Origin of the sequence: Pseudorhodoplanes sp. (assembly GCF_035565795.1) — a bacterium.
In the GTDB taxonomy this organism is placed as follows: Bacteria; Pseudomonadota; Alphaproteobacteria; order Rhizobiales; family Xanthobacteraceae; genus Pseudorhodoplanes.
Window position 1 is genome coordinate 100,103 of the sequence record NZ_DATMRV010000252.1, and the last position, 22,362, is coordinate 122,464.

At 60.1% G+C, this 22,362-nt stretch carries 18 protein-coding genes; 5 read left to right on the plus strand and 13 right to left on the minus strand.

Going from position 1 to position 22,362, the window contains the following annotated elements; translation table 11 throughout:
• The 7 genes from VNZ93_RS22810 to VNZ93_RS22840 are packed head-to-tail and all read right to left on the minus strand — an operon-like array spanning position 1 to position 7,215.
• Positions 1-939: a 3-hydroxyacyl-CoA dehydrogenase family protein gene (locus VNZ93_RS22810; RefSeq protein WP_325710819.1), complete on the minus strand. Its 939-nt coding sequence runs from the start codon at positions 937-939 to the stop codon at positions 1-3.
• Complete coding sequence (locus VNZ93_RS22815; protein ID WP_325710822.1) at positions 879-2,045, minus strand: acyl-CoA dehydrogenase family protein; 1,167 nt, start codon at positions 2,043-2,045, stop codon at positions 879-881. The genes VNZ93_RS22810 and VNZ93_RS22815 overlap by 61 nt, the downstream gene beginning before the upstream one ends.
• Positions 2,045-2,767 carry an SDR family oxidoreductase gene (locus VNZ93_RS22820; RefSeq protein WP_325710825.1) on the minus strand — a complete coding sequence of 241 codons (723 nt, stop codon included), beginning with the start codon at positions 2,765-2,767 and terminating at the stop codon, positions 2,045-2,047. The genes VNZ93_RS22815 and VNZ93_RS22820 overlap by 1 nt, the downstream gene beginning before the upstream one ends.
• On the minus strand, positions 2,760-3,527 hold the full coding sequence (locus VNZ93_RS22825) for an enoyl-CoA hydratase/isomerase family protein (RefSeq protein ID WP_325710828.1): 768 nt from the start codon (positions 3,525-3,527) through the stop codon (positions 2,760-2,762). The genes VNZ93_RS22820 and VNZ93_RS22825 overlap by 8 nt, the downstream gene beginning before the upstream one ends.
• Positions 3,527-5,155 carry a class I adenylate-forming enzyme family protein gene (locus VNZ93_RS22830; protein ID WP_325710831.1) on the minus strand — a complete coding sequence of 543 codons (1,629 nt, stop codon included), beginning with the start codon at positions 5,153-5,155 and terminating at the stop codon, positions 3,527-3,529. Before VNZ93_RS22830 ends, VNZ93_RS22825 begins: the two co-directional genes overlap by 1 nt.
• Positions 5,156-5,157: 2 nt before the next feature.
• Entirely contained in the window at positions 5,158-5,937 is a 780-nt protein-coding gene (locus VNZ93_RS22835; protein WP_325710833.1) for an enoyl-CoA hydratase-related protein, read from the minus strand.
• A 12-nt stretch (positions 5,938-5,949) separates the two neighbouring features.
• Positions 5,950-7,215: a CoA transferase gene (locus VNZ93_RS22840; RefSeq protein WP_325710836.1), complete on the minus strand. Its 1,266-nt coding sequence runs from the start codon at positions 7,213-7,215 to the stop codon at positions 5,950-5,952.
• 225 nt (positions 7,216-7,440) lie between these two features.
• On the opposite strand from VNZ93_RS22840, the gene VNZ93_RS22845 reads away from it, so the two are divergent.
• Positions 7,441-9,060 (plus strand): sigma-54 interaction domain-containing protein, encoded by a 1,620-nt coding sequence (locus VNZ93_RS22845; RefSeq protein ID WP_325710839.1) that lies wholly within the window; start codon positions 7,441-7,443, stop codon positions 9,058-9,060.
• A gap of 17 nt (positions 9,061-9,077) precedes the next feature.
• Here the strand turns inward: VNZ93_RS22845 and VNZ93_RS22850 are convergent, their stop codons facing one another.
• Entirely contained in the window at positions 9,078-9,764 is a 687-nt protein-coding gene (locus VNZ93_RS22850; RefSeq protein WP_325710842.1) for a hypothetical protein, read from the minus strand.
• A complete protein-coding gene (locus VNZ93_RS22855; RefSeq protein ID WP_325710845.1) occupies positions 9,752-10,723 on the minus strand; it encodes a tripartite tricarboxylate transporter substrate binding protein in 972 nt (323 codons plus the stop codon). Before VNZ93_RS22855 ends, VNZ93_RS22850 begins: the two co-directional genes overlap by 13 nt.
• A 548-nt stretch (positions 10,724-11,271) precedes the next feature.
• On the opposite strand from VNZ93_RS22855, the gene VNZ93_RS22860 reads away from it, so the two are divergent.
• The 4 genes from VNZ93_RS22860 to VNZ93_RS22875 are packed head-to-tail and all read left to right on the plus strand — an operon-like array spanning position 11,272 to position 15,534.
• The gene (locus VNZ93_RS22860; RefSeq protein WP_325710848.1) at positions 11,272-12,321 is read left to right on the plus strand and encodes an SDR family oxidoreductase; all 1,050 of its coding nucleotides are present in this window, start codon (positions 11,272-11,274) and stop codon (positions 12,319-12,321) included.
• A gap of 30 nt (positions 12,322-12,351) precedes the next feature.
• Complete coding sequence (locus VNZ93_RS22865; protein WP_325710851.1) at positions 12,352-13,029, plus strand: glutathione S-transferase family protein; 678 nt, start codon at positions 12,352-12,354, stop codon at positions 13,027-13,029.
• Between the two features lie 49 nt (positions 13,030-13,078).
• Positions 13,079-14,284, plus strand: a complete 1,206-nt coding sequence (locus tag VNZ93_RS22870) for a CaiB/BaiF CoA-transferase family protein (protein WP_325710854.1) — start codon at positions 13,079-13,081, stop codon at positions 14,282-14,284.
• Between the two features lie 29 nt (positions 14,285-14,313).
• Positions 14,314-15,534, plus strand: coding sequence for a CoA transferase (locus VNZ93_RS22875; protein WP_325710857.1), 1,221 nt, complete (start codon positions 14,314-14,316; stop codon positions 15,532-15,534).
• Between the two features lie 634 nt (positions 15,535-16,168).
• Here the strand turns inward: VNZ93_RS22875 and VNZ93_RS22880 are convergent.
• The 4 genes from VNZ93_RS22880 to VNZ93_RS22895 form a co-directional block, all read right to left on the minus strand.
• Positions 16,169-16,420: a hypothetical protein gene (locus VNZ93_RS22880; protein ID WP_325710860.1), complete on the minus strand. Its 252-nt coding sequence runs from the start codon at positions 16,418-16,420 to the stop codon at positions 16,169-16,171.
• Positions 16,421-17,241: 821 nt separating this feature from the next.
• The gene (locus VNZ93_RS22885) at positions 17,242-18,993 is read right to left on the minus strand and encodes an ATP-binding protein (protein WP_325710863.1); all 1,752 of its coding nucleotides are present in this window, start codon (positions 18,991-18,993) and stop codon (positions 17,242-17,244) included.
• Positions 18,990-20,270, minus strand: coding sequence for an SIR2 family protein (locus VNZ93_RS22890; RefSeq protein WP_325710866.1), 1,281 nt, complete (start codon positions 20,268-20,270; stop codon positions 18,990-18,992). Before VNZ93_RS22890 ends, VNZ93_RS22885 begins: the two co-directional genes overlap by 4 nt.
• A gap of 171 nt (positions 20,271-20,441) precedes the next feature.
• On the minus strand, positions 20,442-22,079 hold the full coding sequence (locus tag VNZ93_RS22895; RefSeq protein WP_325710869.1) for an RNA-directed DNA polymerase: 1,638 nt from the start codon (positions 22,077-22,079) through the stop codon (positions 20,442-20,444).
• Positions 22,080-22,362: the final 283 nt, after the last annotated feature.

Genomic DNA, 22,362 nt, shown 5'->3' on the forward strand with positions numbered 1-22,362 from the left:
TCATGCCCCGAACATGGTATTGCCAGTATAATTGAAGAAGCCGCGTCCCGATTTTCGCCCAAGAAGGCCTGCTGCAACCATCCGGCGCAGCAGCGGCGGGCATGCGGCGCGCGGATCGAGCGTCACGGGATAGAATGCTTCCGATAGACGAATCTGCGTATCGAGACCGATCAGATCGATGAGTTCGAGCGGCCCCATTTTATAACCGAGGCCGGCCTTGACGGCGATATCGATGCTTTCAGCATCAGCGACACCGGCTTCCACGGCGCGTATCGCATCATTGTTGAACGGCACCAGCAGCGCATTGAGAATGAATCCCGGCTTGTCCTGGGTCTTCACAGAAATCTGCCCGCACTGCACGGTCCAGTCCCATGCCGTCTTGAATGTCGTGTGAGACGTCAGCAGGCCAGGTGACATCTCCACGAGCTTCATCAATTGCGCCGGCAGGCAAAAATGCATACCAACAACGCGGTCCGGCCGTTTACAACCCGCCGCGATCTCGGTGATCGACAGCGTCGACGTATTGGATCCGAAGATCGCATGATCCGAGCACACGCTATCGAGGGCGCCGAGCAGCTTCTGCTTGACGCCGAGTTCCTCAAACACGGCTTCGATCACCAGATCGCAGGCAGCCATCGCACCGATATCGGTCGTGCACGTGAAACGACCCAACACCGTATCGCGCTCCACCTCCGACATCTTTCCGCGTTCCACCGACTTCTGAAAAAACGCCTGGCTCTGCTTGGCGGCCCTGAGCAACGATGCATCGACGGCGTCGTAGCAAATGACATCGAAACCGGCTCGCGCCGCGACGATGGCGATACCGGCACCCATGGTCCCACCTGCGCCGCAGATACCGACTGTTCTGATCGCTGCGCTCATTTCTTCACAAAGCTCCGTCCGATAAGCTGGCGATGGATCTGGTTGGTTCCCTCCCATATCTGGGTGATCTTCGCATCGCGCATTAGGCGCTCAACACGATAGTCGCTGCAATAGCCGTAGCCGCCATGCATCTGTACAGCTTCGGTCGAAATCCGCATCGCAAGATCGGAAGCCCGCATCTTCGCCATCGATGCCTCAAGCCCGAAGTCCCTTTCGCCTGCCTCGATTAGCGACGCGACATAATCAAGCCAGGACTCCGCCATTGCCAGATCGGTTGCGAGGTCGGCCAGCATGAACTGATTGCCTTGAAACTCCGCGATACGCCGTCCCGACTGCACGCGGTCATTCATGTAGGCAACCATGTCCCCGAAAGCGGCGCCGGCGATACCGAGCGCATGCGCGGCGACGCTAGGGCGGGACCTGTTCAGCGATGCAAGCAGGATCCGCAGGCCGTCGCCAGGATTCCCGATAAGATTGGTGCGCGGCACACGGCAGCCGTTGAAAGCGATCGACGCCGTCGACGAGGCCCGATGCCCCATCTTCTGCTCAAGGCGAATGACCTCGAAGCCCGGTGTTCCCTTCTCGAACACCAGCACCGAGATCGACTTCTTGGGGTCATCGATCTCCGACCACTTTCCGAACAACAGCATCAGGTCGGCGACGTCACCACTGGTGATGAAGGTCTTGCCGCCCTGCACGATGATGTCATCGCCGTCCGGCGTGAAGGTCGTCCGCATGCCAGTCGCGTCCGAGCCGGCATTCGGCTCGGTGATCGCCAGCGCACCGAGCGCGCCCTCGGCAATGCGGGGCAGGAAACGAGCGCGTTGCTCGTCGTTACCCATATCGATCAATGGCTTCATCCCATGGAACGTCGTCGCATAGATGATGCCAGTCGACGCACAAGATGCCGAAATGGTCTTCACCACCTCAAGATAAAGACGAAACGGCACCGGTGCACCGCCGTAGGCTTCCGGCACGAACATCATATTAGCACCCAGCGCATTCAGCGCCTTGATGTTCTCCCACGGAAACTCGCCGCTACGATCATAGCGTTCCGCATTCGGGTCGATCGTCTCCGCGCACAGACGCCGGAACTGATCGAGAACAAGTTGTTCCTCTTCCGTCCACCGCCGTTGGCGCTGCAGCCTCTCGAAAATCTTCATCAGTGATTTATGCCTTGACCGCCGTCGAGATAGATCGTCTCGCCGGTAAGAAACATTATGTTGTCCGAGAAGAGCGTACCAACAAAGCGCGCCACCTCCTCGGCCGCGCCAGCACGACCAACAGGCACGCGGCGGCCTAACCAGGTTTTTACTTTGTCTTTTGCAAGAAAATCGCGATTCAGGTCGGTTTCGATATATCCGGGTGCCACGTTCAGCACCCTGATGCTGTCCTTCGCCCATTCGACCGCGAGGCAGCGGCTTAGCGCGCCGACGGCTGCCTTCGACGCGCAATAAGCGATATTCTCGGCTACGCCGAGTTTGTCGAAGAACGAGCCGATATTGACGATGGTGCCACCGCCTGCCTGCTTCAGATACGGATAAGCCTCGCGGCTAGCCACCATCGCCGCCGTGAAGTTCAGGCGCATCGTCTCCTCAAGCTCACGAACACTGAGATCGGCACTTGGCGTAGCGCGGTGCGCACCCGCATTGTTCACCAAGCCGACAATGCGTCCATCCCTGGCGACACGCGCGATGACATCCTTCAGAGACGCTTCGTCTGTTACGTCGCAACGATAGCCGGTGCCCGATGCGGCCTCGCCGCTTCGCGAGAGCGCCGCGACGGAGAATCCTCGATGCCGGAGATCGGCTGCGATCACCGCGCCGATGCCGCGGCTAGCACCAGTGACGACAATCGTTCCCGCAGCCGCCGTCTGTTCAGCCATCGCGAAACTCCGGCTTCCGCTTTTCGCTGAAGGCTGCCATCCCTTCCTCAGCATCACCGGTGCGGTAGGCGAGCGTGCCGAGATCGGCCTCGATTTTCAGGCCTTCGACGAGCGGCACATCGAGTGCGCGCTGTACGGCGGCGCGGGCAAAATTTAATGCCGGCAAGCCGTAACCGGTGAATTCGCGTGTGAAGACGATCCCCGCCTCCACGGGATCGCCGTCGATAAGACGATTGACGAGGCCTATACGTTCTGCCTCTTCGGCGTCGACAGTCCTGCCCGTGAGGATCATCTCCAACGCCCGGGCTTCACCGACGACGCGCGGCAGTCGCTGCGTACCGCCGTAACCGGGCGTCAGGCCGAGCTTGATTTCCGGCAATCCCATTTTGGCATTCCGCGTCGCCAGCCGGAACGTGCAGGCAAGTGCCAGTTCCAGGCCGCCGCCAAATGCATAGCCGTTTATCAACGCCACCGATGCAACCGGCAATGTGTCGAGCTTGGCAAAGATCGCCTGCCCGCGCTCGATGCCAGCACGCTGCGCGGCGAACGAACGATTACGAAGTTCCTTAATATCGGCACCGGCACAGAATGACTTTGTACCAGCACCGGTGATCAGCAATGCGCGCACATTCATGCTGGCGACGCGATCAATTACCGCTCCGATTTCGTCGATGATCGCGAAGGATAATGCGTTCAGCGCATCCTGCCGGTCGAGCGTCAGAAGCGCAATATCGTCGCGACGTTCCAGATTAACCGGCATCAGCCCGTCCTCGCCTGAGAGCCAGGATCGGTCCAGCGCACTGCCGTCGGCACCAGTTCGCCACGTTTCGTCATCTCGATGAGATCGCGTTTGAGAATCTTGCCGCTCGGCGTCAGAGGAAATTGCGAAACTCGCAGAAAAAACTCCGGCATATCGTATTTCGACAATCCCTGCTCCGCGAGGTGACGCAACAGATCATAGGCCTCGATGTCGCCAATAACGGCAATGCACACTCGCTCACCGAGCCGCTCGTCGGCAATCGGATAGCAGGCAACGCGCTCTACCGACGGGTGACGCAACGCCAGAGCCTCGATATGCACGGGATAGATGTTGTGGCCGCCGCGAATGATGAGGTCTTTCAGCCGTCCCTCGATCCGCAGATTTCCCATCTCGTCGATCACGCCGAGATCCCCCGACAGAAACCAGCCATCGCGATTGAAGCTTCCTTCTGTCGCCGTCTGATTGGCGAAATAGCCAAGCATCAACGCGGCCCCGCGACCGGCAATCTGGCCGACCGTGCCGACAGGCACTTCACGATCGGCATCGGCAGGATCGAACAGCCGAATTTCATAGGCTTTGCCGCCACGGCCGCAGGTCGAGATGATGACTTCGTTATGATCAGCCGGATGAGTGTACTGGTGAGATGAGTTCTCGGTCATGCCATAGATATTCTGCGGTTTGATCCCTTGCCGCACGAACGCCTCGCATACCGATGGCGGGATAGGTGAACCCGCCATATAAAAAAGATTTACTGCCCCGAGCCTTTCGATGCCGCGGCGTTGCTGCTCCGCGAGAATATCCATCGCATGGGTCGGAACCCCCATCACATAGGTCGCACCGGTCTCGATGATCCAGTCAAGACGGCTTTTGCCTGCAGGCGGATTGTCGGTAATCAGCACGCAGCCGGCAATCAGCCACTGCGCCACCGCCACCCAGGCGATATGATGCGACAAAGGGCTGAGAGACAGCAGTTTCGTATCTGGCCCGTGCTGCCAATCGCGCACCAGATCGCGCGCATTGGCAAGCAGAGTGTTATCGGAATGCATCACGCATTTCGGCAGACCAGTCGTGCCGGACGTGAAGGCAAGATAGACGACTTTGTCCGGATCCTCGACCGGAGGCAGATCCGCCGGACCAGGCTGCGGAAAATCCTCCGGCGTATAGATACACAGCAGCGATGATGCGCCTTTCAGCGCACTCATCGTGTCGGTAGCGGGCGTATCCGCGCCCCAGCCAGTCTCCGTCAGAAGGGCCTTCGCCTGTAAGCGGTCAAGCAGCTGGACGATATCCGTCGACGTGTAGGTTCGGTGCAGCGAAGGATTGCAGGCGACGCCGTTGCGGGCACATGCGAGAAACGCAACCACCGCTTCTGCCCGATTGCCAAGCCAGAGCGAAACCCGGTCGCCGCTATGGATGCCCTGCCGATGAAAATCAGCAGCGACACCGTCGACCCAATCGGCAAGTTGCCGCCAGGTAAGGCGATGGCGGCCATCGTTCAACGCTAGCGCATCCGGCCGCTGCTCGGCGTGGCCGCACATAAGCGAATAGAACGTGTCCTTCAGCCACGCCCCCTCGGAGTAATAGCGGGACGCCGCCGCCGGATGATGCAGAGTCAAAAACGGCCGCATGATCACTTACCGAACTTGGACGAATCCGGCTTCCGTTTCTCGCCAAACGATGCCGCCATTTCGTGGCTTTCCTCGCTTTCGAGATAGGCACGTAGCAACAGGTCATGCGCCATACGTGCCAGCCCGGTGACGCCGCCATGGCGGGCATTGAAAGCCGCCTTCACTGCAGCGAGTGCAAACGAGCCCCGCTCGGCGGTCTCAAGCGCGAAGGCGCGGGTCTCCTCCCTGAGCCGATCATCCGGCACCACGCGATTGATCAAACCCAGTTCCAGCGCTTCACGCGCCTTGATCTTCGGATTGTTGAACCAGATTTCCTTGGCCTTCTTCTTTCCGACCAGATCTTCCAGATACCAGGTGCCATAGCCGGCATCGAACGAACCGACCATCGGTCCAACCTGTCGAAACATTGCACTTTCCTTGGCGATGGTCATGTCACAGACCATCTGCAGTACGTTTCCGCCACCGACCGCGAATCCATTAACCGATGCAATCACCGGCTTCTGCAATTTGTCGATGGCATCGTACATCTCCAGTGTCGGCAGCGTACCTGCATAGAGAGTACTATCTTCCATACCGTCCTTGCGGCCACCGATACAGAAGAACCGATCGCCGGCACCAGTGATGACGACAACGCGCGTGCGTGTCTCGCGGCGGATCTGCTCGATGCAGTCACGAATCTCATGGCACATGACCACATTGAACATGTTGCCATCATCCGGGCGGTTGAGCGTAATTGTCCCGATCGGACCGTCTTCCTCATAGAGTATCGTTTTGTAGGTCACAGCCGAGCTCCTTCAGATCACGCCGTCGCGCCTGAGCGATTCGATATCGCCGTCGCCCAGCTTTGCCAAATCGCACAAAACCTCGACGGTCGAGGCGCCAAGTCGCTGCGGCGCCCTGCGCGGAACATTAGCCTTACCGTCGACATGAAAGCCGGTACCCACCTGCGGCAGCAGCCGACCATTGTCATCCAGCGTGTAGAACAGGCCCCGCTGGAGCAAGCCGCTATCCTGCGCAACCTCGTCCAGGCGATAGATCGGGCCGGCCGGAACACGGTTACGGCTGAATAGACCGAGCCAGTGATCACGTGGATGCTGACGCAACAGGTCCTGAATAATCGACACGATTTCCACGCGATGTTCGCGCCGTTTGACGTTGGTGTTGTAACATTCACGATCGCCGATATCCGATCGATCCAGGGCCCTCCAGAACCGCTTCCAGATCGTATCGTTACCAAGACCTAGCGTCAGTGGCAGATCGGCCGTCTCGAATGCCTGATAAATGGCTATGACACTGTCTTTCCCGCCCGAACGGCGCGGCATCTCCTGCGAACCAAGATACGGAACCATACGACAGGACAGAAAACGCGTCATGCTATCTACGAGCGATACGTCGATAGACCGTCCCGCGCCGGTCCGCGTACGCTCAAACAAAGCACTCACCGTAGCAAAGGCTGCATCCTGACCAGCCAACATGTCGGCAGCCGGCGCGCCAATCTTCTGCGCAGGGCCATCCGCTTCACCGGTGATATCCATGATACCGGAATAGCCTTCGGCGATCAGGTCATAGCAAGGCCAATCGGCGCGCATGCCCTGTAGCCCGAAACCAGTGATCGACACATGAACGATGTCCGGCCGGATGGCGCGGCAGGCAACGGCGTCGACGCCAAGCTTCTTCTGGACACGCAGCGGTTGATTCAGCAGGACCACATCGCTCGCCTTTATCAGGGCGTCGAGGATTTCGCGCCCGCGTGGTGCGACGATGTCAAGAGTGACACTCCGCTTGTTACGATTGACGGCAACGTACCAGAGCGACTCTCCGTCCAGGAACGGCGGGCCCCAGGCACGCGCATCGTCGCCGATACCCGGCCGCTCGATCTTGATGACGTCGGCCCCCATATCGCCGAGCAGCATCGTCGCATAGGGCCCTGCGACCGAGGTGCTCAGATCGAGAACCCGCATTCCCGAGAGGAAGCTGAAGCCGGCGCCGATGCGCGTGAGCGGCAGTTGAACCGGTTCCGCATCGGCGGCATGCGAACGCTGAGTGGCTGAGGATTCCATAACCTTTCCTACATCGGTACCGCATGGCGGCCTCTCGGGGGTACCTCGGGAAAAGCAATGACCGTGCCACAACGCCAGAACCGTTGAACGCATTCATTTGTGCCGTTACAAACCCTGCACGGTGTTCTTGGCTCGGACAGGCCGGGATGGAGTGTCTGCCAAGGAAACATAAAAATATCGCACCGCAACAACAAATCTCACGGCGGTGCTACCTGGAGGACGCTCTTGACTGATACGCGCAATATCGCCGGTCTGATCGTCGTCGATGCCGCCGGCAAGGTCGTCTTTTCCGTCGGTCGCGGCACTGATCCGCGTATCGTGGCGCTCGTTGAAGACAAGACCTGGCGTGAGGATGCCATCCGCCGGCGCATGGTCCCGATCCAGACCGAAACAAAAAGCGTATTTCTCTGGTCGCAGGTCAACACCTATCATTTTGCCGCGATTGTCGACGGTCTGATGGATTCCGTTTTCGAATTCGCTGCAGCAGTCGACTTTGCTTGGGACATCATCCACCATCTGCTGACCGACCCGTTCAATGCGATGACTGTCGTCGACGCAGACGGAAAGGTCGCCTTCCTGTCACCGGTCCACGAAGGTTTCTTCGGTCTCGACCATGGCGCCGCCATTGGACGTCCGGTGCGCGACGTCATCGAGAATACCCGGCTCGACCACGTAGCCAGAACCGGCAAGGCCGAGGTCGGCGATGTCCAGCGCATGCGCGGTCAGGACCGTGTCGTAAACCGGAGCCCGATCTTCCGCGAGGGCAAGCTCGTCGGAGCCATCGGCCGCGTCATGTTCAAGAATCCGGAGCAGGTCCAGGCACTCAACCAGCGCGTCAACGCGCTTGAGAAAGAACTCGAATTTTACCGTCGTGAAGCGCATGTGCTTCGACGCGAAGCCTTCGATCTCGATACAATCGTCGGCAGGAGCAAGGCGATCCAGCGTCTGAAAGAGGACATCGTCCGCATCGCTCCGCTCGACATTTCGGTGCTCGTCCTTGGCGAGAGCGGTACCGGCAAGGAACTCGTTGCCCACGCCATCCATCGGCTGAGTCCGCGGCAGAAACAGAAGATGGTGATCGTTAATTCAGCCGCGCTACCGAGCAATCTCGTCGAGAGCGAATTATTCGGCTACGAGCCGGGCTCGTTCACCGGCGCCGACCGGAAAGGCCGCCGCGGAAAATTCGAGCAGGCCCACGGCTCGTCACTGTTTCTCGACGAGATCGGTGACATGCCGCTCGACATCCAGGCAAAGTTGTTGCGTGTCCTTCAGGATCGCGTGATCCAGCGCGTTGGTGGAGAAGGCACCCAAGAAGTCGACTTCCGACTCATCGCAGCGACCAACCGCGATCTCCGCAACCTCGTCTCCAACGAGAACTTCAGGCTGGACTTCTATTATCGCATCAGCCCGATCGTGCTGACCGTTCCACCGCTACGCGAACGGCTGGACGACATTCCGGTACTGATCGAGAAGTTCCTCACGGAGTTCGGATCGCGTCACCAGTTGGCAATCCCGGAGATCGACGACGACGTCTACGGTTACCTTGCAAGGCAGGAGTGGCCAGGCAATATTCGCCAATTGCGCCATGTCGTGGAACGAGCAGTCATTTTCTGCAGTGATAACCGGCTACGCATTGCCGATTTCCAATCGCCGGCATTGATGCAGGCGGCGCCGACCGCCGCGCCCGAGCAGATGCAGGTTGGTAACCTGCAAGGCGCACTTGATCGTGTCGAAGGCGACATTATCCGCGACGCTCTGGCTCGCCACAAGGGCAACAAGAAGAAGGTCGCCGAAGAGCTCGGCATCTCGCGGTCATATCTCTACAAAAAACTCGGCGTCTCCTGAGTGAGGTTCCGCCGCTGCTATCGCGAGACACGATAAGCCATACGGAAGGTCGCCATCTCCATCTCGATACGCGCACCAATATTGCGCAGGGTATCCGCATTGAGGAATGCCGCGGCCTCTTCCAGCGTCCGCTCCCTGTCCGCCTCGATCAACAGCGCCCAGTTGAGCGACCGATCTCCCTTCCGTACATGGCGTGCCGTCGATACGGCCTCCTGCGAAGGAATACTCTCCAGCAACCGCACCGCGATGCCCCCGCGAAATCGCAGCAGCGCCGGCATGATTTCGTTGATCAAGGCTCTACGCAGCCGCGACGGGTCGCCCTCGACCGGCGCAAGCGCCAGCACCCCGAGCATACCGCCCTCGCCCTCCCCCAGCGAAGCCGTGAGCCGCGCCAATGTGCGGATCGGGTTACGAAACCGCATGATGAAATGGCGGCTGCGCTCGTCAGGGTTCGCGATCAGACTCACATAGGCGTCTGATCGCAACACCGCATTGTTCTCCGTTTCATAGAACGCCAGATATTTCGGCGCTCCCTTGACGGCGACAAAACGCCGGCCGTTGATGAAGCCGGGCACTGCGAGCACACGATCTCGCACATGCTCGCGGTTATACCATTCGTTGAATGCTTCCTCTTCTTCTTCTGGAATATCCGTCCAGGCAAGAAGCACAGCGTGATCTTGATTCATATTCGTCACTTCGACCACAGATCCTCGACGACCTTCTTTTCGGCCTCCACCATCTTCGCGACTCCGGCGGCGGGATGAAAATACGGGACCATGCCGAGCGTCGCGATCCTCTGGTGGAATTTCGGGTCCTGGGCAATATCCTTCAGCGCATCATCCCAGGCGTCTATGACATCTTGCGGCAGGTTTGGCGGACCCGAAACACCGAACCAGAACAGGATCTTGACCGACGGCAGTCCGGCCTCTGCCGTCGTCGGAACATCGGGTGTCGCCGGGAAACGCTCCGGCGAAGCAACCGCGATGGCGCGCAGCTTACCGCTTCCGACAAGCGGAGAGATCGCGCTCCACGAGCCGGCGCCGACCATGACATGACCACTGGCAACGATGGTGGGAGCTTCCGCACCCCCCTTCAGTGCCACCGACCGAGTCTTAGTCACGTCGATATCGAGCGCTTTGAAGAACTGTCTGAAAGTGTAGTCCTGCGCACCCGCGCCACCAAGCGAAGTCCAGGTCAGAGTGCTTGAGTCCTGTCTTGCGCGCGCCACCACATCCTGCAGTGTCTTCAACGGCGATTCCGGCGATACGATAAAGATCATCGGTGTCTGCGCCAGCAGACCCATGAAGGTGCGATCCATTACTTTCATGGGTAGATTCTTGACAACAACCTCCAACATCGAGCTCGACGCAGGCGATTCGGCCAGTACCGTATAGCCGTCCGGCTTGGCGCGCATCACCTCTTCGACCGCCGGCACTGTATTTCCACCCGGCTTGCTGACGACGCGTACAGGGACTTTCCAACGCTCCTCCAGCGCCTGCGCAAGTGCGCGCGCAGTCAGTCCGGTGGAGCCGCCGGGCGCAAACGGCACGATGAGATCAATGGCGCGGCTCGGATATTTGTTTTGCGCAGCCGCCGGTGGCACGACCAAGATGGCCAGACACGCCCCTAATATCGCGACGGCTCGACTGCAGTGCCGGTTCATTTTCGATCCTCCGAAGGAATTGGGTTACTTCCTGCGTATCTCGACCAATGCGTCGCACATCGCCTTGCAGCAAGCGATCAAGGCGGCAGATGGGCCCGCTATAACCTCAGATCGCACGACGTGACGTAATGCAGCCACATCGAGCAAGGTTTCCAGCAAGCTCCATGCCACAGGTGTAGCTAGGATAATTTCCGCGTAGGGTGCTCGCTATGCGAGGCTACTCCACCAGATGCGCCGCAATATGTGTCTTTACAGCGGACAATGTGTCGATGAGACATGCAGGTTACTTGCTCCGCGGCATTGGCTGGCCACGCAAACCACGCACCACGCGACTGGCACACTCCCTGCTATGCAAGAGCAAAACGGAAACAGCAGGAGCCCGAAGGGTAGGCGTCGAGGGGTGGCGAGCCCAGTGGCCGGCACAACACCGGACACCTCCACTTCGAGCCGAAGAAGGAAACACCGGCGTCGTTCTGCGACTCTATCCGCAGAGAATTCGAAGGCTGGACTAATTTTCCACCAAAGCGAAACCGACAAACAGCAGGGTCATGTCAAAAAACCTAGCAATCATCGCCGGCGCCACCGGCGTCATCGGGCGGGGGTTGACCGAATCCCTTGCCGCCGATGGATGGGATGTCGTCGCGCTCGCGCGCAAGCCGCTGAACATCCCCGGCGTACAATTCATCCCTGTCGACTTGACCAACACAGCCGACTGCCGCGCAAAGCTGAGCGGCTTCACTGACGCCACGCACATTCTGTACTCCGGCCGCTACGACCACGCGACCGGCACGCCGGAGCCAGTCGACACCAACCTGGCCATGTTGCAAAATCTAGTGGAAGCGGTGGAGCCGATCGCGCCGCGACTGCAGCACATTCATCTGGTGCACGGAACGAAATGGTACGGATCAAATCTCGGCCCATTTCGCACGCCAGCGAAAGAGGATGATCCTCGCGTCCTCGTGAACAATTTCTACTATGCGCAACAGGATTACATTGAAGCGCGGCAACGCGGGCGCGGCTGGACGTGGTCCACAACACGACCGCACGGAATCTGCCATCTGGTTCCCGATTCGCCGCGCAACCTCGTCCTAGTAATCGCTGCCTACGCAACGATCTGCCGTGAAATGGGACTGCCGCTGTGTTTCCCCGGCACGCCGGAGAACTACCACGCGCTTTACCAGTGCACTTCGGCGGATTTTCTGGTCGATGCTATCCGCTGGATGACAAACGAACCGCGCTGCGCCAACCAGGCCTTCAACATCACCAATGGCAATTACATCCGCTGGGAAAATCTCTGGCCGGCTTTCGCACGCTACTTCAACATGGATATCGGCCCAGTTCGTACTGTCCGGCTCGCCGAGGCGATGGCCGACAAGGGCCCCGTCTGGGACACTATTGTCAGGAAACATGGCCTCGCGCCGACGCCGTACGAGCGGTTGGCGCTGTGGTCCTACGGCGATTTCGTCTTCACGCCGGGCTGGGACATGATGTCAGACATGACCAAGGCACGACAGTTCGGATTCCACCGGACGGTCGATACGCTCGGCGAATTCATCCGTCATTTCGATGCGTTTCGCGCGCGTCGTATTCTGCCCTGATGCTTCCTAAAAATTCCGAGCAACAGCACCATGATCAAATTCTACTATAGTCGATCACCGAACCCGATGAAGGTGGCGCTTTGTCTTGAAGAAACAGGGCTCCCTTATGAGCCGATCGCCATCGACACTCGCAAGGGTCAACAGTTCACGCCGGAATTCCTGGCGATCAATCCGAACGCGAAAGTGCCTGCACTGACCGATGGCGATGCGACACTGTTCGATAGCAATGCCATCCTGCTTTATCTCGCGGAAAAGACCGGCCGGTTTCTTCCGGGCGATACGCTGGCCGCCCGGGCGGAACTTCTGTCCTGGTTGATGTTCGTCGCTACCGGCATCGGCCCTTATTCCGGCCAAGCGATCCACTTTCGCCTTTATGCGCCGCAGCCTGCGGAGTACGCCAACACCCGCTATCAGTTCGAAGCGAAGCGGCATTACGGCATCCTCGAAGCACGGCTTGCGCACCGCCAGTACGTGCTCGGCAGTGTCTATACGATCGTCGATATGGCCTTGTGGGGCTGGGTACGGCTCCTCGAACGCATCATGGGTGACGGCGCATGGGCCCAGTTTCCCAACCTCAAGCGCCATTGCGACGAAGTTACCGCGCGCCCGGCCGTACAGCGCGCGCTCGACCTACAGAACAGACACGCCTTCAAGACCGAGACGGACAGCGAAGCGCTGCGCAATATGTTCCGCTACGTCGTCTCCTGATCGGACACCCTTCACCTTACTCTCAGCGAAACCCGTTTCTCGCACCGACATGACAGAAAACAACCATACGACAACACATCTCCCGCTCCGAAACGTCCGCGTGATCGACTTCAGTCGACTGCTTCCCGGACCATGGTGCACGCAAACACTCGGCGATCTTGGCGCCGACGTCATCAAGATCGAGCAACCGGAGATCGGCGACTATTCGCGCTTCAATCCGCCGGTCTACAGATCCGTTGGCGTCTATTTCAACAGCATCAACCGCAACAAGCGCAGCATTGCGCTCGATCTGGACAAGGCCGAAGATCGGGCTGTGGCTGACGATCTGACCGCCGGTGCCGACGTGATCGTCGAATCGTTCCGCCCCGGTGTCACGAAGAAGCTCGGCATCGACTACGAATCGGTCGCCAGGCGCAACCCGTCGGTCATCTATTGCTCGATCACCGGCTTCGGCAACAGTTCGGCACTCGGCCGCGTGCCCGGCCACGACCTCTCGATCCAGGGTGTCGCCGGCATTCTCGGGAAGAATCTACAGCCGGGGCAGACGCCGGCGATGCCACCGTTCCAGGGGGGCGACTTTACCGCGGCGGCATTCGCCACGATGGGCGTGTTGTCGGCCTATATCCGCCGCCTGACAACCGGCGAAGGCTGCTACATCGAAGTGCCGATGTACGACAGCCTGATCAGCGTCTCGAACGTCGGCCTTTCCGGTGCGCTGTCGCGTCTTGCCGGTCATCCCGGAAAACCGGAGATGGAGCCGTGGGGGCGCAATCCGCGCTACGCGATCTATCCGACGCGCGATGGCAAGCATGTCACCGTATGCCTGCTCGAATACCGTGCCTGGAAACGCTTCTGCGATTATATTGATCGCAGCGACCTCGCACCGGACGAGAGCTGGGCCGACCGCCACACCGACCATGGCGAAAAATCCGCGATCTTCCGTCAGGTGATCGGCGACTTCTGCCTGTCGCGCGACCGTGATGCCCTCGCCGCCGAGATGCGTGACACCGAAATCTCGATCTGCGCGATCTATACGGCGGACGAAGCAGTCGTCTCCGAACATGCGCGCGAGCGCGGCATAATCGATTATACCGACCATCCTGTCGATGGGCGCATCCCGCATCTGGTTGATCCGCTCGCCAAGGCCGGGCTGTCCGATCCGCGCCGCCGTGTTTCGCCCGGTCTCGGCGAACACACGCAGGAAATCATCCAAGAGCTTCGTTCCGGCCAGCAGGAGCGCGCGCGGCAGGCATAAGAGGAGATCAAGCATAAAGGAGATGCGGTATGCCACCCGCCAACGAGCCGGCACTCTGCGATATCAGAATCCTCGACCTGACACAGGTCCTGTCCGGCCCCTTCTGTACGCAGATGCTCTCCGACATGGGCGCGGAGGTCATCAAGGTGGAGGGGCCGCAGGGCGATGTCTCGCGCCACATGCCGCCTGACTATGTCGGCGACGACAGCGTCTACTACCTCTCGATCAATCGAAACAAACGCAGTCTCGTCGTCGACCTGAAAACGCCGGAAGGCGTTGCGCTGGTTCGCCGGCTGGCGCTCGTCTGCGACGTCGTCATCGAGAATTTCCGCCCCGGGGTCTGCGCCCGGCTCGGGCTTTCCGCCGATGCGCTGCGCGCCGAGAAGCCATCGCTGATCTGGTGCTCGATCAGCGGCTTTGGCCAGGACGGCCCCTATCGTGACAAACCGGCCTACGATCTGATCGTTCAGGCCATGTCCGGCGGCATGAGTCTGACTGGCGCCCGCGACGGCGTCGCAGTGCGCGCCGGCATTCCTATCGCTGACCTAGCCGCCGGCATGTACGCATCAAGCGCGATCCTGGCGGCGCTGCATCGGCGCGCGCGCACCGGCCGCGGCGACATCATCGACATTTCCATGCTCGACTGCCAGGTCGCGATGCTCTGCTATCAGGCGGCATTCCATCTGCACTCCGGCCGCGTACCTGGACGCCAGGGACGCGAGCACGACGCAATCGTCACCTATGGTACTTTTACCGCCAAGGATGGCGTCGAACTGGTGATCGCAGCGGTCACGGACCGAATGTGGGAAACCCTGTGCACCCTCCTTGGTTGTGACAGCCTCATTGCTGACACACGTTTCCTGACCTCGAACCTGCGCAACACCAACCGTGCGGCACTGGTCGAGCTGTTGCAGGAGGCATTTCTTGCCCGTACCGCCGACGAATGGATTGCGCTGCTCGACAGCAACGGGGTTCCGGCTGGTGTTGTCAATTCCCTGGATCGCGTAATGAGCGATCCGCAGATCAAGCACCGTGGCATGGTGATCGACCTCGCCAGCGAGGACGGTCGCAATGCACGCATTATCGGCGATCCGGTCTTCTTTACCGAGACACCGAGACCGGAACCGCAGTTTCCGCCGGCAGCGGGAGAAAACTCGGCGGACGTCCTGCGGGATGTGCTCGGCCTCGGCATCGATGAGATCGAAGCGCTGCTGCAGGCCGGCGTCGTGCTCGCACGTCGAAAGGCATGACGCGCAAACGACCCGATATTCGGTATCAAACCGGATATCCGGAAATCGCACCCGGAGATGCCGCAGATGCTTCGGCGGCTTCGAGCGCCCGCACGAAATAATTCAATCCACGCGTTACGCGCCTGGCGACGACAGGCGAATGCCCCTGCGTTGGTATGTTCCAACTGCCAGGACCTGCTGACGCTCATTGGTTGTATTGATCCGGTTCCTTTCGGCGGCCCGCCGAACCGAAATTGCCCGGCCAGGGGGCTGCGTGCAGCACATTTTCGATTGAACGAAGATGTGATCAGCCGCAGCCAGGATATACTCTCTTCTGCCGCGATTATTTTTCAGAAGTACATGGCGTCAAAGATTGACTTGACGCGTTAGCGGAGAAGCGGATCTGGCACCGTCCGAGGAGACGAAGCCCCGATGGCATTACCGCCAGAGAGGAAAAACGCACTGTAAGGCATCTTGATCGAAAGGCCGGTCCGCTTCGATTGTTCAGCAAGAGGAGTGTGCGATGTGCGACTACAGCTTGCATCTTACGTCTTCGAGGCCAGCAAGAGTTGGAGACCGGCTGGTTACAACGACATTCGCTAACTCGATAACCCGGGGCCTTGCGGCAACAGAAGAACCCAACGTTGCGGTTTGCCTACTCCCGGGAACGGAAGTTGCATTCGAAGAGCCGGTTGAATACAACCGCGCGTTCGGAGTGCTGCCGAATGCACGAAGCAACGAACGAGTGGCTCGCTTCCGCCAAGTCAACAAAGACCAGCCCGACGTCCATCATGACGCGCTGGAATTCCCCAGTGGACAGATTCTGTTGATCCATCGACTGTCCCCCGGGCAGCGTCTCGTTGTCCTGCAGCTTCCGGCTGCTACGCCGGCCGGCGACACGACTCATCGGGCGGCTGCCGATCGAGAGCAGAGGATCGGTCAGACGGATGTTCGGGACGAACCACGAGCTACCTTCCCGAACCAGGATCTGTCAGCCCCGGCTTAAAGGGTCGGCGCACGTAGAGGGAGAGCAGGTGTTTTAAGTCGCTTCCGCGCCGTTCATCGAGTGACGCAGGAAGTAAAGTCTGGCGGCGCGAACTTCGATGTTTGAACAGCGCGATGGGCCCATCGTCCCCTGTCCTCACATCGCGCGTCGCCTCCTTGCGCAGCTCCGCTTTCGCCCTCGGCCTGCTTCGCCTGCCGCCAGAGATCCTTTGGGCTGCGCTTCATTCCCATCGCGGCGATCCTACATCACCGATTTGCCTCACGGGAATGCCTCACGGATGCCTCATGTTCACCGTGCGTTCACGACCGGACACCACCTAAGCATCTGATTTTGCTTGGTGGGCGCACCAGGGCTCGAACCTGGGACCCGCTGATTAAGAGTCTGATTTTACTGTCACGATATCAACATGTTACTTGTAAAACTAATCAAATACCGATCGTTTAAAATCAATAGGTTAGATACGAAAAGCAAAATCATCCTACCGTCGAGCTAAACGCGAATACCGTAATCGGCGGTGGTTGGCGTCCTCGAGGATCTGGAACTGCGGTAAAAGTAGCGGGCAGAGCGCGATGAATACCCCTGCTAAATTGAGTTGAAGCCAACCAGACAAAACGCCAGATAGCGAGCAGTCCCAACAGTTAATGTCCGCTATGCGCCTCCATGCCAGCCGTTCGGCCCGATAAAGTGTAATCCCGAAACCCGCTCTTCGTTCAAGCGTGGCTTCACGAATCGGCAGGTGGCAGCGGTGCTTCAACGACGGCGCCGCGGACATTTTCGCGGAGCTTAGCGTCTCTTCGCTGCACCCACGAGGACTGGAATGCCGGGCCTCGGGAATCTGGAGGGGAGGCAGGTTGGCGAACGAAGATCGGAACCGGTGCGGGCAGCTCAGGTCCGATCACGACGGCTTCGCCCGGCGCGAGCATTGGCACGAACTGCGCTGCGCCGCGATCCAAGTCTCCACACGCTCGTTCGACCGTCTCGCGGTCCTGATCGTTCGTGAGGCGATGGACTATCAGCGTACCGATCTGGCTGAGAACGTCGGCTGGAACGTCTCGAGGACGTTGGGTCGCTAGAACGCAGGTCAGTCCGTATTTCCGGCCCTCCTTCGCGACGATGCCGAACGCGTCCAGCTTCACCGAGGCGTATTCGTCCCCGACGGTGCGACCCAGGAACTGGTGCGCCTCGTCGAGGAACACGACCATCGGCGCGGCGCGGAACGTGCCCTGCCTCGCCTCGGCGAGGAGAAAGCGGCCGATCACGTTCAGGAGGATTTCGCGCGTGTTGTGCTCGAACCGCACCTCCTTGAACGACACCACCGCGACGTCACGCGTTTCGTCGGCGAAGAAAGCGCGAAGCTGATCCACGAGCGAGACTCCCTGCTCGCCGAATACGCATTGAAGCTCCTGCGAGGCGATCAGCGTGTTGATCCGCGAGATCAAGGTCTCACAGTGCGCTAGAGTGCTGTTGTCGATGTTTCCGTAGCAGTTCGGTTGTCCGATCGCTTGCACGCATTCCTGCTTGATCTGCTCGGCCAGCCTTTGGATGTCGAACGCGCATCCGGGAGCGTGCAGCTGCACGGCGTTTGTGCGGACTGCGTTCTGGAACGGCGCACGCTGCTTCGCGATCTTCACGATCAGACCGTCGTGGACCGTGACGCCTTGCGGCACGTTTCCGCCAAGCGCCGTCACGAGCTTCAGGCTCCGGATCGCCTCGCGTAGCTTTGGTCCCTGGCTCTGGCCGGAAGGGCGGAACAGCGAGAAAACGTCATCCTCGGTCATGTGCTGGTAGGGAAAATGCGCCAGAACCTGCCCCCTCTCCGGCTCCGCGAAGGTGAAGACGGAGTCGACGCAGGCCATGTCGGCGAACTCACCCGTCGGATCTAGGACAATTGCCTTGCCGCCCGCCGCCTTCAGCTGCTCTACCAGCGTCGCAACAGTCCAGCTCTTGCCGCCGCCGGTGGCGCCAAACACGCCGCAGTGCCGGCCGAACAGCTTGTCCGGTGGCAGGCAGACGTCGACGCTGTCTACAGCGTCGATTCGGCCGATGTTCAACGTGAGATCGTCCGCGTCCGCCACAGCGTTTCTGATCAGCCTGGCCAACAAATGGGATTCGGCGAGATAGACGCCGTCGCCGATGCGCGGAAACTGCACGACGCCGCGCTTCAGCTTGTTCGACTGCTGCTCGACGGCGGCAAGCAGTTGGACCCTGCCGATCGGGTTCACTGCGCCATCCTTTCCGATCGCGGGCTCGACGGTCAGCCGCTCTCCGTCGGGAAGGCGCGTCTCGACTATGCGGCCGAGAACATAGGAACGCTCGCAGTCGACAAACACGAAGTCGCCGACCGCTCCGCGCGACGTCCCGCGTTGTTCGCGCCCCGGCGTTGCGTTCGGCAGGTTCACGTGCACGTATGATGCCGTCACTTGCGTGACCGTGCCGACGTAGCGATCGCTTTCGACCGGGTTAGCGAGTTTCACTGGTTGCCCCCGGCAGCGTCCCGGAGGCTGCGCATCCGTTGGACGTGCCGCTCGCGATCGTCCTCGCCGACCAGATCTGGAAGCGCGGAGGTGAGGTCCTGGAAGCGTCCGTTCATCAGGTGGATGCGGGCGTCGCCAGCATCAGCAAGGCTTCTGAAGGCGGCGATGAAGCGATTGCCTGGTGGCGCGCCGGCGGAGAGATCGTGCCCACCGGCCTCGAGCGCATCGCTGGCGAGGAATGCAGGATCGCAGACCACGAGCCGGAGCGACATGTTGGATTCCACCGCCGACATGATGGGACTGCTAATGTGGTCGTCGTTGAAGCCAAACCCAGAAACGAGGAGGGCGGTGTCGGGTTCGCGCAGCGCTGACTGGAAGGACGACAGCATGTCCAGATAGGGCGCGTCGAAGCTCTCCTGGTATTTGCTCGACCTCGGGTAGATCAGCACCGGACTCCCCATCGGCTTACGGGTGCGCAGAATCTCGCCGCCATGTCGACGCCAGTCGATGGACCCGTGCAGCTTGTAGAACTGAAGCGCGTTCTGAACGTAGTCCGGACTATCCCTGCCACCGTCGCGCCTGACGACGTCCAGTCCGAAGTTGAGCCGGTCGTAGGTCTGCTGGAGGGTATGGGAGAAGCCGTCGATTAGCATGAAGCGCGAGCGCCTGGCGACCTCCTCAAAACACAGGTCGTAGTTAGTCGTGAAGAGCTTCGCGCGCGGCTTGCGCGCGCCTCGCCGACCGATCTTCTGCACGAGCGCCGAGTGGGCATCGAGGTTGGTGGTGGCGTCGACGAAGTCCACTCTGCGGAGGATCGCCGTCTCCGCTGCGGGAGCGAAGGCCGCGACGCGCTGATGCTCCTCGTCCTGCTGCCCGTCCGGACCGACCTCGTTGAGCTCCAGATAGAGGCGGCACATCGACAGGAGCTTCTCGATGTTTTCGCCAATGCGCTCCGCGCCGAAGGTGTCGACGATGGCGTCGAAGACCTGGCTCCCCGTCGCCACACGCACCGCCTCCCAGACCTGCCGCATGCCGGCCGGGGTCGGTCCTTCAGGCGGATTGGAGGCCGCGAACGACGATCCCGTGCCGGTCAGGACGACTACGTTTGTCGAATTGAGGACGTTCAGCAGCGCGCTCGAGATTCCGGCGGCGGCGCCTGCTTTCGACTGCTTTCCTTCCGCCTCTGGCGTCTCGTCCGTCGCCTGCCGCCAGCCTGACCCGGGCACGTAGAGCCGGATGTTCGAAGCACTGGCTGGACGGTTATCCCAATACGGCATGCTTCTCTCCTTTGGGAACCATTCTAGCGACGAGCTGGGGATTGGCGAGGGTTAGAAACGAGGCGCCCGCACCGCCGAGGGAGGCATGCAAAAAGACTTAGACGGTGCTCCGAGTCATTTTGCTTGACTTCAACAAAGGTGGCCTTTCTGACCTGGTCGGAAGCGCCTCGGTCAGAAGAGATCATCCTTGTCTTCAACGAAGCCGCCATCTTCACCCTCCTGGTCATCGTATTGGCTCGAGCGCTCTTCGATTGCGAATACGACGGATCCGAAGTCGTTCTCATCGAGATCCTGGAAGACGCTGGGAAGGCGGTTGGGTTCGAACAATGTAATGCCCTGTTGTGCGAGATCTTCGATCAGATTGTTCTCGATGATCAGGTTCGCGCTGCCGGCCCATTGCCGCGACCGCCATTCCAGCAGCAGCGGCCAGTATGGTCCCGACGCGTTCTCGTTCGTGACGATTTCGGCGGCCGTCTCGAACACGGCCGGCGGCACGAGACTCTGCTCGACGCAGGATAGAAGGGCTAGCACCGTCAGCGGGCTGCAGTTCTGCACTATCAGGTTGGCAGTGCCTAGGGGTATCTCCACGCCAAGCCGGATCGCAGCATACAGCGCCCATGACACCTCGCCGTCGTTTCCTAGGCGTCCGTGGCGATCCAGTATCGCCGCTAGGATCGGCGACCAGTCCGCGATCACGAGATCACGGAAGGCGAGGTGCCGCCAGACGATGATCCGGGCGACGTAGTCTATGGAATGGCCGAAGTGTACGGCCGCGCGCTTCAGGAAGGGCTCCACGACAGGCCACTGGGTGGAGGCTAGGTTCGATCGGTCCAGATAGCGCAGGGTGTATTTGAGCACGCCGTCGTCATTGTTCTTGGCGGTCAACGAGAAGGCGTACTCCAATGCCGCCCGGAGACGTTCCGGGATACGTCGCTCCAGCGATTTGCTCGCGAATTCGAACTTCGCGGCGATGTCGGTCGGCCAGGTGTCGGAGAAGGAGAAGTTGTCAGAATAGATCGCCGTCTTCGATTCGTTGATGTCAAGCTCGAAGAACCTGATGGCCTCCCGATATCGCCAGAGGGCTTCCTCGGCTGCGGCATGGGTGTCGGCGCCGATCCAAACGTCGTCGACGTGTCTGATCACGTCGCAGTTATGGCGCCCGCCTCGGCGGACGAACTCTTGGTCGATCGCTGTGCCGATCACCTCAGCGACATATCGGGAGGCGTCGGGTCCGACGGGGACTCCGACCGTTTGGCCGTCCTGCCCGGCTCGAACGATCAGATCTAGACGGTTTGCGTAGCAATTCGCGGATGCCGGATTTCGATCCGCCTTCGCGGCGTGCCTTCCGTGGACCGCCCACGGTATCGAGTGGGTGTAGATCGAATGATAGAACCGCGAGATGTCCGTCCGGGCAACGAAGCGATACCGGGCCAATCGCGAAAGCCGGGCGCTCTCCAGTTCCGAATGGGACGCGATCATGACGGCTCTGTCGAGATCCGGGTCGTAAACGGGTTTCGAAAGGCTGAAATCCGACAGCGCGAAATGGTTCGTCAGCTCCGCCTCGCGGTCCGCAATGAAGCGCGCGAGGTCGTGCGCGGTCGACGGATGGACGAACGAGAACTCCCGGCGTGTCATGCCCCGCTTAGAGGCGTTGAACGGGGATGAGCGGACCGGGTTCTTCCCGTCTGTGAGCCACCCGTTTCGGCCCGCAATGTTGGCTCCGATCGCCTGCGTCACGAAAGTCGGCGGCAGGTTCTCGGGGAGATACCCTTTTTCGAGAAGGTCGTCCTTGAGTGCCATCGGTGCCATGATGGCATTATCGCGTGGTCATGATCAACAGAAGTGAACGGTCGCTCGATTAATGGTCGAGATCCGGATAACTGGGCGGCGGCTTCCGTCGCTTCCGCCTCATGAGCTGCCAGTCCGGCAATCGGCCCCAACGCGGTCATGCCGAAGCCTAATCGCTGATAGAAACGAGACCAGCGAGTGTCGTGGGAGATGCGTTTCACAGGAAACATCGACCTGTAGCGCAGAAACCGCAGTAATCAGCGGTAATATTGGACTATGGAGGCAATCAGCGGCCAATGGCGAG

Bases quoted from the DNA above. Each gene is read 5' to 3' on its own strand.
- VNZ93_RS22810 (WP_325710819.1), bottom strand. From the start codon at position 939: ATGGGAGGGAACCAACCAGATCCATCGCCAGCTTATCGGACGGAGCTT.
- VNZ93_RS22815 (WP_325710822.1), bottom strand. From the start codon at position 2,045: ATGAAGATTTTCGAGAGGCTGCAGCGCCAACGGCGGTGGACGGAAGAG.
- VNZ93_RS22820 (WP_325710825.1), bottom strand. From the start codon at position 2,767: ATGGCTGAACAGACGGCGGCTGCGGGAACGATTGTCGTCACTGGTGCT.
- VNZ93_RS22825 (WP_325710828.1), bottom strand. From the start codon at position 3,527: ATGCCGGTTAATCTGGAACGTCGCGACGATATTGCGCTTCTGACGCTC.
- VNZ93_RS22830 (WP_325710831.1), bottom strand. From the start codon at position 5,155: ATGCGGCCGTTTTTGACTCTGCATCATCCGGCGGCGGCGTCCCGCTAT.
- VNZ93_RS22840 (WP_325710836.1), bottom strand. From the start codon at position 7,215: ATGGAATCCTCAGCCACTCAGCGTTCGCATGCCGCCGATGCGGAACCG.
- VNZ93_RS22855 (WP_325710845.1), bottom strand. From the start codon at position 10,723: ATGAACCGGCACTGCAGTCGAGCCGTCGCGATATTAGGGGCGTGTCTG.
- VNZ93_RS22860 (WP_325710848.1), top strand. From the start codon at position 11,272: ATGTCAAAAAACCTAGCAATCATCGCCGGCGCCACCGGCGTCATCGGG.
- VNZ93_RS22865 (WP_325710851.1), top strand. From the start codon at position 12,352: ATGATCAAATTCTACTATAGTCGATCACCGAACCCGATGAAGGTGGCG.
- VNZ93_RS22870 (WP_325710854.1), top strand. From the start codon at position 13,079: ATGACAGAAAACAACCATACGACAACACATCTCCCGCTCCGAAACGTC.
- VNZ93_RS22875 (WP_325710857.1), top strand. From the start codon at position 14,314: ATGCCACCCGCCAACGAGCCGGCACTCTGCGATATCAGAATCCTCGAC.
- VNZ93_RS22880 (WP_325710860.1), bottom strand. From the start codon at position 16,420: ATGAGTCGTGTCGCCGGCCGGCGTAGCAGCCGGAAGCTGCAGGACAAC.
- VNZ93_RS22890 (WP_325710866.1), bottom strand. From the start codon at position 20,270: ATGCCGTATTGGGATAACCGTCCAGCCAGTGCTTCGAACATCCGGCTC.
- VNZ93_RS22895 (WP_325710869.1), bottom strand. From the start codon at position 22,079: ATGGCACCGATGGCACTCAAGGACGACCTTCTCGAAAAAGGGTATCTC.